Raw genomic sequence first — 14,722 nt, 5'->3', positions numbered from 1 at the left:
GACGCGGCCGGCCGCCCGGCCGGCCGCGCACCGGCCGCCGCACCGGACGCCCATGCCGCGACCGGAACGCAGCCCGCGCCGCCGCCGGAGCCGTCGGCGCAACGGCTGGAGGCGCGGATCGCCGCCGAGGCGGCCGCCGGCGAGGAGGATCGCGCGGTCCCGCTGACGATCACGCTGCGGGATGCCAGCGTTGCGACCCGGATCGTCCTGACCGGCCTGCCGGAGGGCGCGAGCCTGTCCGCCGGCAGCCTGCGGCCGGATGGCGGATGGGAGCTAACGCAGGCCGACCTGGCCGGCCTGCGGCTGATCCCGGCGGCGGATTGGAGCGGGCATGTACGGCTCGAGCTGCGCATCACGACGATCGACGCCTCGCCGCTGGCGGATCGCGCGGTCCTCGATGTCGAGGTCGCGCCGGTGGCCGATGCGCCGGTCGCCGCGGCAGCGGCGGCGCTGGGCGCGGAGGACGGGGCGATCGCCCTCGACCTGCGGGCGGCGCTGGTGGATGCCGATGGCTCGGAGACGCTCACGGTCTCGCTGCTGGGCGTGCCGGCAGGCGCCACGCTCTCCGCCGGCACGCGCCAGGCGGATGGAAGCTGGCAGCTTGCGGCCGGCGACCTGCCGGGCCTCACGCTCACCCCGCCGCGCGACTTCGCCGGCACGCTCAGCCTGACGCTGCGCGCCACCAGCACCGAGGCCGCGAACGGCGCCACCGCCACCACCGACCATGCCTTCACCGTCCAGGTCGTGCCGTTGGCCGATGCGCCCGTGGTGCAGGCGACGGCTGCGACGGGCAACGAGGACAGCGCCATCCCACTCGATCTCCGGGCGGGGCTGGCGGACACGGATGGGTCCGAGACGCTGTCGGTCTCGCTGCTCGGCGTGCCTCCGGGCGCCACGCTCTCCGCCGGGACGCGCCAGGCGGATGGGTCTTGGCAAATTGCCGCCGCCGACCTGCCCGGCCTGTCGATCACTCCGCCGCGCGACTTCGCCGGCACGTTGAGCCTCACGCTTCGGGCCACCAGCACCGAGGCCGCGAACGGCGCCACCGCCACCACCGACCACGCCTTCACCGTCCAGGTCGTGCCGGTCGCCGATGCGCCTGTCGCCACCGCAGCGGCGGCGGCGGGCGCCGAGGACACCGCCATCCCGCTCGACCTGCGGGCGGCGCTGACCGATACCGATGGCTCGGAGGCCCTCTCGGTCTCGCTGCTGGGCGTGCCGGCCGGCGCCACGCTGTCCGCCGGCACCCGCCAGGCGGATGGGACCTGGCAGATCGCCGCCGCCGACCTGCCCGGCCTCACGCTCACCCCGCCGCGGGACGTCTCCGGCACGCTCAGCCTGACGCTGCGCGCCACCAGCACCGAGGCCGCGAACGGCGCCGCCGCCACCACCGACCACGCCTTCACCGTCCGGGTCACGCCGGTCGCCGACGCGCCGATGGTCCAGGTGGCGGCGGCGACGGGCAACGAGGACACGGCCATCCCGCTCGACCTGCGGGCGGCGCTGGCGGATGCGGATGGCTCCGAGACGCTCTCGGTCACGCTGCTCGGCGTGCCTTCGGGCGCCACGCTCTCCGCCGGCACGCGCCTGGCGGACGGCACCTGGCAGCTTGCGGCCGGCGACCTGCCGGGCCTGTCGATCACCCCGCCGCGTGACTTCGCCGGCACGCTGAACCTGACGCTGCGCGCCATCAGCACCGAAGCCACGAACGGCGCTGCCGCCACCATCGACCGCGCCTTCACCGTCCAGGTCACGGCAGTTGCCGATGCGCCGGTGGTGCAGGCGGCAGCGGCGACGGGTGATGAGGACAGCGCCATCCCGCTCGACCTCCGGGCGGCGCTGGCGGATACGGACGGGTCCGAGACGCTGTCAGTCTCGCTGCTCGGCGTGCCTCCAGGCGCCACGCTCTCGGCCGGCACGCGCCTGGCGGATGGAACCTGGCAGATCGCCGCCGGCGACCTGCCGGGCCTGTCGCTCACCCCGCCGCCGGACTTCGCCGGCACGCTCGATCTCACGCTGCGGGCGACGAGCACCGAGGCCGCGAACGGCGCCAGCGCCACCACCGACCACGCCTTCGCAGTCCAGGTCACGGCGGTGGCCGATGCGCCGGTCGCCACGGCGATGGCGGTGACGGGCGACGAGGACACGGCGATCCCGCTCGACCTGCGGGCGGCGCTGACCGACAGCGATGGCTCGGAGACACTCTCGGTCTCGCTGCTGGGCGTGCCGGCGGGTGCCATGCTGTCCGCCGGCACGCGGCAGGCGGACGGCACCTGGCAGATCGCCGCCGGCGACCTGCCCGGCCTCACGCTCACCCCGCCGCGCGACTTCGCCGGCACGCTCAGCCTGACGCTCCGCGCCACCAGCACCGAGGCGGCGAACGGCGCCGCCGCCACCACCGACCACGCCTTCACCGTCCAGGTGACGCCGGTGGCCGACGCGCCGTTGGTGCACGCCACCCAGGCGACGGGCGATGAGGACACGGCCATCCCGCTCGACCTCCGGGCGGCGCTGGCGGATACGGATGGGTCCGAGACGCTGTCGGTCTCGCTGCTCGGCGTGCCGGCAGGTGCGATGCTCTCCGCCGGCATGCGCCAAGCGGATGGAAGCTGGCAGATCGCCGCCAGCGACCTGCCCGGCCTCACGCTGACCCCGTCGCGCGACTTCGCCGGCACGCTCAGCCTCACGCTTCGGGCCACCAGCACCGAAGCCGGCAACGGCGCCAACGCCACCGTCGACCACGCCTTCACCGTCCAGGTCGTGCCGGTCGCAGATGCGCCGGTGGCCATGGCGGCGGCAGCGGCGGGCAACGAGGACAGCGCCATCCCACTCGATCTCCGGGCGGGGCTGGCGGACACGGATGGGTCCGAGACGCTGTCGGTCTCGCTGCTCGGCGTGCCTCCGGGCGCCACGCTCTCCGCCGGGACGCGCCAGGCGGATGGGTCTTGGCAAATTGCCGCCGCCGACCTGCCCGGCCTGTCGATCACTCCGCCGCGCGACTTCGCCGGCACGCTCAGCCTGACGCTCCGCGCCACCAGCACCGAGGCCGGCAACGGCGCCACCGCCACCACCGACCATGCCTTCACCGTCCAGGTCATGCCGGTCGCCGATACGCCGGTCGCCACGGCGATGGCGGTGACGGGGGACGAGGACACCGCCATCCCGCTCGACCTGCGGGCTGCCCTGGCCGATACCGACGGCTCGGAGGCACTCTCGGTCTCGCTGCTGGGCGTGCCGGCCGGCGCCACGCTGTCCGCCGGCACCCGCCAGGCGGATGGGACCTGGCAGCTTGCGGCCAGCGACCTGCCCGGCCTCACGCTCACCCCGCCGCGCGACGTCTCCGGCACGCTCAGCCTGACGCTGCGCGCCACCAGCACCGAGGCCGCGAACGGCGCCACCGCCACCACCGACCACGCCTTCACCGTCCGGGTGACGCCGGTGGCCGACGCGCCCCTGCTGCAGGCCACGCCGGCCATGGGCGCGGAGGACGGGGCGATCCCGCTCGACCTCGCCGCGGCGCTGACCGACACGGACGGTTCGGAAAGCCTGGCGCGCATCGTCATCGCCGGCCTGCCGGCGGCTGCCGTGCTCTCCGCGGGCAGCCGCGATGCCGATGGCACCTGGACGCTGACACCGGCGGAGGCGGCGCATGTCACCCTGACACCGCCGGCCGACTGGTCCGGCACCCTCCCCCTTCACGTCACCGCGGTGTCGCGCGAAGCGGCAAATGGTGCAGAGGCCTCGACCACCGTCATCCTGCCCGTCCAGGTGGCAGCCGTCGCGGATGCGCCCGCATTGCAGGCTGCACCGGCGACGGGCGATGAGGACACGGCAATCGCCCTCGACCTGCGGGCGGCGCTGACCGATACCGATGGCTCGGAAACGCTCACGGTCTCGCTGCTCGGCGTGCCGGCAGGCGCCACGCTCTCCGCCGGCACGCGCCAGGCGGATGGGTCTTGGCAAATTGCCACCGCCGACCTGCCCGGCCTGTCGATCACTCCGCCGCGCGACTTCGCCGGCACGTTGAGCCTCACGCTTCGGGCCACCAGCACCGAGGCCGGCAACGGCGCCACCGCCACCACCGACCACGCCTTCACCGTCCAGGTCGTGCCGGTCGCCGATACGCCGGTCGCCACGGCAGCGGCTGCGACGGGCGCCGAGGACACCGCCATCCCGCTCGACCTGCGGGCGGCGCTGACCGATACCGATGGCTCGGAGGCCCTCTCGGTCTCGCTGCTCGGCCTGCCCGCGGGCGCCACGCTCTCGGCCGGCACCCGCCAGGCGGATGGAAGCTGGCAGCTTGCGGCCAGCGACCTGCCGGGCCTGTCGATCACCCCGCCGCGCGACTTCGCCGGCACGCTCAGCCTGACGCTGCGCGCCACCAGCACCGAGGCCGCGAACGGCGCCACCGCCACCACCGACCATGCCTTCACGGTCCAGGTCACGCCCGTGGCGGATGCGCCGGTGGTGCAGGCGGCGGCGGCGACGGGCGATGAGGACAGCGCCATCCCGCTCGACCTGCGGGCGGCGCTGGCGGATGCTGATGGCTCCGAGACGCTCTCGGTCACGCTGCTCGGCGTGCCTTCGGGCGCCACGCTCTCGGCCGGCACGCGCCAGGCGGACGGCACCTGGCAGCTTGCGGCCAGCGACCTGCCCGGCCTCACGCTCACCCCGCCGCGCGACTTCGCCGGCACGCTCAACCTGACGCTGCGCGCCACCAGCACCGAGGCCGCAAGCGGTGCCAGCGCCACCATCGACCGTGCCTTCACCGTCCAGGTCACGCCGGTGGCGGATGCGCCGGTGGTGCTGGCTGCCGCGGCGGCGGGCGACGAGGACAGCGCCATCCCGCTCGACCTGCGGGCGGCGCTGGCCGACACGGACGGGTCCGAGACGCTGTCGGTCTCGCTGCTCGGCATACCCGCGGGCGCCACGCTCTCGGCCGGCACGCGCCAGGCGGATGGCACCTGGCAGCTTGCGGCCAGCGACCTGCCGGGGCTCACGCTCACCCCGCCGCGCAACTTCGCCGGCACGCTCAGCCTGACGCTCCGTGCCACCAGCACGGAAGCCGCGAACGGCGCCACCGCCACCACCGACCACGCCTTCGCCGTCGAGGTGACGCCCGTGGCCGATGCGCCGGCCGTCATGGCGGCGGCGGCGGCGGGTGACGAGGACACCGCCATCCCGCTCGACCTGCGGGCGGTGCTGATGGACACGGACGGGTCCGAGACGCTCGCGGTCTCGCTGCTTGGCGTCCCCGCCGGCGCGATGCTGTCCGCCGGGACGCAGCAGGCGGATGGCAGCTGGCGGATCGCCGCCGCCGACCTGCCCGGCCTCACGCTCACCCCGCCGCGCGACTTCGCCGGCACGCTCAGCCTGACGCTCCGCGCCACCAGCACCGAGGCCGCGAACGGCGCCGCCGCCACCACCAACCACGCCTTCACCGTCCAGGTCGCGCCTGTGGCGGACCAGGCCAGCATCGGGATTTCCGGCGCCGGCGAGGAGGATCGCTGGATCGCCATCCGCGGCAGCGTCGCCACCACCGACATCGATGGCTCTGAGCAGCTCGGCGACACGGTCATCGTCAGCGGGGTGCCGGCCGGCGCCGTGCTGAACCAGGGCACGCAGATCGCCCCTGGCCGCTGGGAAGTCGCCCGCGCCGGGCTCGAGGACGGCACCCTCGCCATCCGCCCGCCCGCCGATTCGGACGACGACATCACGCTCCGATTCGCCGTGCAGACCACCGACGGCACCTCGATCGCCATCACCGAGGTCGCCGCCACCATCGTCGTACGCGCCGTCAGCGACACCCCGACCGTCCAGGTGGCGGACCTCGCGGGCCAGGAGGACACGCCGATCCCGCTCGCCGGCCTCGGCGGCGCCCTCACCGACACCGATGGCTCGGAGACGCTGTCCTTCGTCCTGACCGGCGTGCCCGCGGATGCCACGCTCTCGGCCGGCACCCGCAATGCCGATGGCAGCTGGTCGCTGACGCCGGCCGAGCTGGCCGCCGCGGCGCTGACGCCGCCGGCGAATTTCTCCGGCAGCCTTGCCCTCACGCTGACCGCCGTGGCGACCGAGGCGCAGGACGGCGCCGCCCCCGCCCAGGCGAGCGCCAGCTTCACCGTCACGGTCGATCCCGTGGCGGATGACGGCACCATCACGGCGAGCGCGACCGGGCAGGAGGACACCGACATCCCCCTCCGGCCCGATTTTGCCACCCCGGATGCCGATGGGTCGGAGACCTGGTCGGCGCTGACGCGCGTCGGCGGCGTGCCTGCCGGCGCCGTGCTGAGCCACGGCACCGAGGTCGCGCCCGGGATCTGGGACGTGGCCACGGCGGATCTCCGTGCCGGCACGGTCACCATCCGGCCGCCTGCCGACAGCGATGCCGACTTCGCCCTCAGCTTCACCGCCACCCTGACCGACACCGGCAACGGCACCAGCGTCTCACGGATCGTCACCGGCAGCGCGCAGATCACCGTGCAGGCGGTGGCGGATGCCCCGGTGGTGAGCGCCGCGGACGTCGCCGGGCTGGAAGACCAGCCGATCGCCCTCGACCTCGCGGCGCGGCTGACCGACACCGACGGGTCGGAGCGGCTCGACCTCGTGCTCGTCGGGGTTCCCGCCGGCGCCACGCTCTCGGCCGGCACCCGCAACGGCGACGGCACCTGGACCATCGCGCCCGGCGACCTGCCGGGGCTGGCCATCACGCCGCCGCGCGACTTCTCCGGCAGCATCGCCCTCACCCTGCGGGCGACCGCGACCGACCATGAGTCCAGCACCGCCACCACCATCGCCGCCTGCACGGTCGACGTGGCGGCGGTGGCGGATGCGCCGACCCTGCGGGTCGGCCCGGCCATGGGGGCGGAGGACAGCGCCATCGCGCTGCGGATCTCCGGCGCCACCACGGATATCGACGGGTCGGAACAGCTCGTCGGCTTCCGCATCCTGGGCCTGCCGGCCGGCGCCGTGCTGCGCGCCGGCGGCCAGGTGCTGCACCCGGAAGCGGATGGCAGCGTGCTGGTCGATGCCGCCGCCGCGCCGTCGCTGACCGTGACGCCGCCGCAGGACAGCGACGCCGGCTTCACCCTGCGGATCGCCGCCATCGCGGCGGAGCCGAATGGCAGCCGCGCCGAAAGCCCGCTGCAGGATCTGTCTGTGCGGGTGGGCGCGGTGGCCGACCTGCCGGTCTGGGTCGCCACATCGGCCGCCGGCCAGGAGGACACGGCCATCCCGCTCGGCCTGCCGGCGCGGCTTGCCGATACCGACGGGTCGGAGACCCTGACCTTCCTGCTCACCGGCCTGCCGGCCGGCGCGGTGCTGAATGTCGGCACCTATACGGGGCCCGGCGCCTGGTCGCTGACGGCGGCCGAGGCCGCGGTCGCCACCGTCACCCCGCCGCGCGACTTCGCAGGCACCTTCCAGGTCACGCTGACCGCCATCACGCAGGAAGCGAATGGCGGCAGCCAGGCCGTCTCGACCCTCGTCTTCCCGATCCATGTCGCGGCCGTGGTGGACGCCGCGGACTGGACCGCCACGGCCGCCGGCCGGGAAGACCAGTCCTTCGCGCTCGACCTGCGGCCGCCGCTGCCCGATGCCGACGGGTCGGAACACCTGGTCGGCAGCGCCCGGGTCTCCGGCATCCCAGCCGGCGCCGTGCTGCGCCTGGCGGATGGCAGCGTCGTGCCGGTCGCGGGCGGGGCCTGCGCGATCGCGGTGGAGCAGCTGCCCGGCCTGACCATCACCATGCCGCATGACAGCGATGTCGCGGCGCGGCTGGCGGTGACCGTGACGGTCGAGGACACCGGCGGCGTGCGCGCCGAGGTGCATGGCACCGTCACCGTCGATCCCGTCGGGGTCGCCGACCTGCCGGTGCTGGCCACGCCCGCGGTCAGCGCCGGCGGCCATGCCAGCCAGGATCCCGATGCCGGCTGGGTGCCGCTGCACATCACGGCCAGCCTGGCGGACCAGGACGGGTCCGAGACGCTGCATGCCTGGGTCCGCGACGTGCCGCAGGGGGCCGTGCTGTCGGCCGGCATCCCGGCCGGCGACGGTCTCTGGCGCGTGCCCATCGCCGCCCTGCCCGGCCTCGCCCTGCGGCCGCCGGCCGGCTTCGGCGGCGGCTTCACCCTGCGGGTGACCGCCATCGCGTCCGAGCGCGAGGGCGATGCGGCGATCCGGACGGAAACCCTGGCCGTCACCATCGCGCCGCCCGCCGCCGCGGGAACGGGCGGCGCAGCGACCGACCCCGATGGGGCGACCTGGTCGACGGCGCCGGCGCCGTCCAGCAGCACGCCCGGCACCCAGGCCGCCATCACCGGGCAGACGCGCGACCTGGTCGGCGGGTCCGGCAACGACACGCTGGCCGGCCATACCGGGGAGACCCGCCTCTGGGGCGGCACGGGCGACGATGTCCTCGACGGCCATGGCGATGCCAGCCGCAGCTACGGGGATGGCCACGATGAGGAATACGGCGGCAGCGGCAACGACACGCTGGTCTTCGACAGCAAGGCCGACCTGCTGAACACCCGCAAGATCTACGGCGATGCCGGCTTCGACACCATCCGGCTCGGGGGCGCCATCACCAGCATCGTCGACAGCGACCTCACCAGCAATTGCCGCGACGTCCAGGGCGTCGAGCGGATCGAGTTCCTGACCGCCTCCGCGGCCGACCTCACGGTCGGCGCCGGCTTCCAGGCGGCCTTCGGCGCCGCCGCCGCCATCGAGGCGGTGGCGAGCGCCGCCTTCACCCTGCACGCCGCCGGGTCGGGCCAGGCGCTCACCGTCCTCACCGGCGCCGGCGCGGACACCATCCTGACCGGCGGCGGGAACGACCTGGTGGATGCCGGCGCCGGCAGCGACAGCATCGCCACCGGCGCCGGCAATGATACGATCGAGGGCGGGGCCGGCGGCGACAGCATCGATGGCGGCGCCGGCACCGATCACCTGGTCTATCGCGGCAACCGCGCGGACTACGTGATCGCCGCCCTGGCGAGTGATGCCGAGGGCTTCGCCTTCAGCATCACCTCGAAGAGCGGCGCGGTCGACAGGATCCGCAATGTCGAGGTCATCGACTTCGCGGACCGGACCGGCCAGACGCCGGCGGCGCTGGCCGCCGCCGATGCGCCCCGGGTGCTCGCCGCCCAGGCGCCGGCCCTGCAGGTGCACAATGCGACGACGCTGGAAGACCAGGGCGTGGTCCTGGACGTGGCGGCGGCGCTGGCCGACAGCGATGGCGGCCGGGAGGTGCTCGGCATCCGGATCGACGGCGTGCCGTCCGGCGCCCGGCTCTCGGCCGGCGAGCAGGACCCGCTGACCGGCGCGTGGGTGCTTCAGCCCAGCGAATTGGCCGGGCTGCGCCTGACGCCGCCGGCCAATTTCGACGGCCGGATCACCCTGACCGTCCGCGCCGTCGCGGCCGAGGCGACCGGCGACCTCGCCACGACCGCCGCCACCCTGCGGGTTGACGTGACGGCGGTGGCGGATGGCGCCGCCATCGCCGCCGCGCCGGAAGCGGGGGTGGAGGACCGGCTGGTGCCGCTGCACCTGTCCGTCACGCCGGCGGATGCCGATGGCAGCGAGCGCGTGACCGCCATCATCCTCTCCGGCCTGCCCGCCGGCGCCGCGGTGGCGCCGGCGACGGGGGTGCACGACAATGGCGACGGCACCTGGACGGTGGCGCCGGAGGCGGTGGGGACTCTCCGCATCGCGCCGCCGCCGAATGCGCATGGCGACTTCACGCTGACCGTCACCGCCACGACGCAGGAAGCCGCGAACGGCGCCACCGCCACCACCAGCCGCACCATCGGCTTCAGCGTCGCGCCGGTGCCCGATGCGCCGCTGGCCAGCGCGGCCGATGTGGCCGGGCATGAGGACCGGCGGATCCCCCTCTCGCTCGATGCCGCGCTGGTCGACACGGATGGGTCGGAGGCGCTGTCGGTCGTCATCTCCGGCCTGCCGGCCGGCACCATCCTGTCGGCGGGCGTCAACAACGGCGACGGCAGCTGGACGCTGACCCCGGCGGAACTGCCCGGCCTGATGCTGACGCCGCCCGGCAACTGGTCCGGCAGCATGGCGCTGACGATGCAGGCGCATGCGCTGGAGCGGTCGACCGGCGAGGCGGCGACCACCACCCTGACCTTCCACGTGGCGGTGGCCGGGGTCGCCGACACGCCGCTGGTGGATGCCGTCACCACGGCGAGCGGGTCCGAGGACCGGCCCATCGGGCTCGACATCATCGCCCAGCTCGCGGATCGGGACGGGTCCGAGACCCTGGTGGTCCTGGCGACCGCGGTCCCGGCCGGCGCGCGCTTTTCCAGCGGCACGGCCAATGCCGATGGCAGCTGGACCATCCCGGCCGCGGCGCTGCCGGGGCTGACCTTCACCCCGCCGCCGAATTTCTCGGGCACGCTGCGCCTCGACCTTGCCGTCACGGCGGTGGAGGCGGATGGCAGCCGCGCGATGGTGCCGGTGCAGGTGACGGTCACGGTGGAGGCGGTGGCGGATGCGCCGCTGCTCGCCGCCACGGACGCGACCGGCGCCGAGGATGCCGCCATCCCGCTCGACCTGCGGGCGGCCCTGGCCGATGCCGATGGCTCGGAGACGCTGGCGGTCACGCTGCTCGGCCTGCCCGCGGGCGCCACGCTCTCGGCCGGCACGCGGCAATGGGATGGCAGCTGGCAGATCGCCGCCGCCGACCTGCCGGGGTTGTCGCTCACCCCGCCGCGCGACTTCGCCGGCACGCTGCAGCTGACGCTGCGCGCCACCAGCACGGAGGCCGCGAATGCCGACGTCGCCACCACCGACCACGCCTTCGCCGTCCAGGTCACGGCGGTTGCCGATGCGCCGGTCGCCACGGCAGCGGCGGCGGCGGGCGACGAGGACACCGTCATCCCGCTCGACCTGCGGGCGGCGCTGACGGATACGGATGGGTCCGAGACGCTGTCGGTCTCGCTGCTCGGCCTGCCGGCCGGCGCCACGCTGTCCGCCGGCACGCGGCAGGCGGATGGCAGCTGGCAGATCGCCGCCGGCGACCTGCCCGGCCTTTCGCTCACCCCGCCGCGGGACTTCGCCGGCACGCTGCACCTGACGCTGCGCGCCACCAGCACCGAGGCCGCGAACGGCGCCAGCGCCACCACCGACCACGCCTTCACCCTCCAGGTCACGCCCGTGTCCGATGCACCGCTGGTGCAGGCGCTGGCGGCGACGGGCCAGGAGGACACGGCGATCCCGCTCGACCTCCGGGTGGCGCTGGCGGACACGGATGGGTCCGAGGCGCTGTCGGTCTCGCTGCTCGGCGTGCCCGATGGTGCCAGTCTCTCCGCCGGCACGCGCCAGGCGGATGGCAGCTGGCAGCTTGCGGCCAGCGACCTGCCCGGCCTCGCGCTCACCCCGCCGCAGGACTTCGCCGGCACGCTCACTCTCACGCTGCGGGCCACCAGCACCGAGGCCGGCAACGGCGCCAGCGCCACCACGGACCACGCCTTCACCGTCGACGTCGCGCCGGTGGCCGATGCGCCCCTGCTGCATGCCAGCCCGACGACGGGCGAGGAGGACACGGCCATCCCGCTCGACCTCGGGGTGGCGCTCGCCGACACCGATGGTTCCGAGAGCATCGCGGCGATCCGGATCACCGGCCTGCCGCCCGGCTTCAGCCTGTCCGCCGGCAGCGCGGCCGGCGACGGGGAATGGTCGCTGCAGCCGGCGGACCTGCCCGGCCTGCACCTGACCGCGCCGCAGGACTGGAACGGCACCGTCACCCTGACGCTGGAGGCGACGACCCGGGACGGCGCCAGCAGCCACACCGCCACGCGCGACGTCAGCGTGACCCTGGCGCCGGTGAACGACGCGCCGGTGCTCGACCTTGCCCCGGCGCCGCATGCGGCGGCCGGGCAGGCGCAGGCGGCCGTCCTCGCGGAGGCCGGCATCACGGATGTGGACAGCCCGAGCCTGAGCGGCGCCACCATCACGCTGACGGGTGCCGGGGCGGGCGACCGGCTAGCCTTCGCCGGCTACACGCTGGTCCAGTCCGGCGGCCACACGCTGCTGGCCGATACGGGGATCGAGGTGGCGACCGGCGCCGACGGACAGGTGACCCTGTCCGGCCGCGCCCCGCTGCAGGTCTATGAGCGGGCGATCGAGGCGCTGTCGCTGGAAAGCGGCCCGTCCGGCCTGGCCAGCGGCACGCGCAGCATCGGCATCACGCTGCACGACGATGCCGGCGCGGCCGGCGAGACGCGGGTCGTTGCCGTCACCGTGGACCCGCCGCCGGCGCCGCCCTCGGCGACGCCGGACGCTCTGGCCGGCCCGGCGACGGACCCGGACCCGGCCGCGGCCGCCGCGGCGCAGGCCGCGCATGACGTGTTCGTGGTGGCGATGGGCGGCGGGATCGACCATGTGGCCGGCACGCCGGGCGACTGGACGGAGACGATCCAGGTCGACGGCGCCGGCGCCCCCGGGCAGGGAAGCTGGGTGCTGGTAGTCGATGGCGCGGTCGGGCAGACCGTGTCCGACCATGCGATCGACCTGTCGCAACCGGCGTCCGGCCACATCCAGTTCGCCGATGGCAGCCATGTCGACTTCGCCCAGATCGAGCGCGTCACCTGGTGACGGCGCGGCGCGGTGCCCCAGGCGGGCACCGCGCGGGATCGCCCGGGTCGCGCGGCGGCGCGGGCTCCCGCCCCGCATCCCGGGCGGCCGCACCGGCGCTGGCGGCGGACGCGATTGGGGCGCCAGCGGCTCACGCTCCATAACACCGGCAGCAGGTCGGCCCGATCCCCCCCGCGCGGCGGCCCGACCAGCCGGACCTTCTCGTTGTCGCCGCGCTTCGGCAGGGCGGCGTCCGGCGTCCGCTGGCGCGGCTTGCAGGGTCGGCCGTGCAGCCGATGCCCAGCCCCATGCGCCGCGCCGCCCATGCCCGGCGGCCGGCGCCGGCGGCCCGGTTGCCGCGGCGACCGGCCGCAGGATCCGCTTGCCCGGCGGCACCGCCAGCCGATAGACTCTTCGCTGGTCCACCGCATGACGAGGGAGGCTCGGATGTCCGCGTACAACCAGCACCACCCCCGTGGACCTGTTGCCGCCCTGCGATCGCCGTCGCAGGGCAGCCCCCGCAGGCGCTGAACCGCTTCCGAGCCGGGCTGCCCGTATCGCATCTGCCTGCCGCAGCGCCGGTGGGCATCGGATCGGGCTTCCTCCATGGCACTCATCAGCTTGCGCGACGTCGGCGTGGTCACGCCGCGGCCGCTCTTCCAGGACCTCACCCTCGGCATCGGGCCGGGCGACCGCATCGGCCTCGTCGCCGGCAATGGCGCCGGCAAGACGACGCTGCTCCGCTGCATCGCCGGCCTGGCGCAGCTCGACCGGGGCAGCATCACCGTCTCCCACGGCGCCGTGGTCGCGCATGTCCAGCAGGATGTGCCGGAGGCCTGGCACGCCCTGCCCCTGCAGGAGGTGGTCCGGCGCGCCCTGCCCCCGGCCGAGCGGGAGCAGGAGGGCTGGCGCGTCGGCCTCGTGCTCGACGAGTTCGAGACGCCGGAGGACCTCCGCGCCCGGCCCCTGGCGGCGCTGAGCGGCGGCTGGCAGCGGCTGGCCCTGCTGGCCCGGGCCTGGGTCACCCAGCCCGACGCGCTCCTGCTCGACGAGCCGACCAACCATCTCGACGGCGAGAGGCTCGCCTGGCTGGAGGGCTGGATCCGCGGCGCCGCGGCGCGGACGCCGATGCTGGTCGCCAGCCATGACCGCGCCTTCCTCGATGCCTGCACCACGCGCACGCTGTTCCTGCGGCCGGGCGCGAGCCGGCTCTATGCCCATCCCTATGCGAAGGCCCGGCACCTGCTGGAGGCGGACGACGCGGCGCAGGACCGCAGGCATGCGCGCGATGCCAGGGAGGTGGAGCGGCTGCGGCGGCATGCCGGGGCGCTGCGCAATGTGGGCGTGAACAGCGGCAGCGACCTGCTGCAGAAGAAGTCGATGCAGCTGCGCGACCGCGCCGAGCGGCTGGAGCAGACCCTGCGGCCGGCGCATGCCGAGAAGGCGGGCGAGATCCGCCTGGCCAGCCGCGGCACCCATGCCCGGGTGCTGCTCGGCCTGCGCGACGTCACGGTGCGGGCGCCGGACGGGCGGGCGCTGTTCCGCATCGGCCGGCTCGACCTGCGCCAGGGCGACCGCGTCGTGCTGCAGGGCCGCAACGGCGTCGGCAAGTCGCAGCTCATCGCCCTGCTCCGCCGTGCCGCGGCGGGGGAGGAGCCCGGCGTGAAGCTCGGCCCGGGCCTCGTGCTCGGCCATGCGGCGCAGGGCATGGCGCATCTGCCGGAGGACGCGACGCCGCACCGCCTGGTCGCGGCGCATGCCGGCATCGGCGACGGGCGCGCGACCAGCCTGCTGGCCGGCGCCGGCCTGGGCGTCGAGATGCATCACCGGCCGATCGGCCGCCTGTCGCCGGGCCAGAAGGCCAGGCTGGGGCTGCTGGCGCTGCGGCTCGCGGCGCCGAACCTCTACCTGCTGGACGAGCCGACCAACCATGTCGACATCCCGGGGCAGGAGCGGCTGGAGGCGGAGCTGCTGGCGCAGGAGGCGACCTGCGTCCTGGTCTCGCATGACCGCAGCTTCGCCCGCACGGTCGGCACCCGCTTCCTGCTGATCGAGGCCGGGACGCTGCGCGACGTCACCGACACGCCGGCGGCGGCCAGCCGGTGAGCGGCCGGCCGCTTGGACGCGGCGGGCG

2 protein-coding genes are annotated in these 14,722 nt (G+C 75.2%); both read left to right on the top strand.

What is annotated here, in order from left to right; genetic code table 11:
* The first annotated feature begins 105 nt into the window (after positions 1-105).
* Positions 106-12,609 carry an Ig-like domain-containing protein gene (locus E2C05_RS33200; protein WP_338045163.1) on the top strand — a complete coding sequence of 4,168 codons (12,504 nt, stop codon included), beginning with the start codon at positions 106-108 and terminating at the stop codon, positions 12,607-12,609.
* Between the two features lie 585 nt (positions 12,610-13,194).
* Entirely contained in the window at positions 13,195-14,694 is a 1,500-nt protein-coding gene (locus E2C05_RS20330) for an ATP-binding cassette domain-containing protein (RefSeq protein WP_133221489.1), read from the top strand.
* Positions 14,695-14,722 lie beyond the last annotated feature (28 nt).

It is taken from the genome of Paracraurococcus ruber (assembly GCF_004353985.1).
GTDB lineage: Bacteria > Pseudomonadota > Alphaproteobacteria > Acetobacterales > Acetobacteraceae > Paracraurococcus > Paracraurococcus ruber.
The sequence above is the reverse complement of the archived record's forward strand: the minus strand, read 5'-3'. Positions and strand labels throughout refer to the sequence as shown.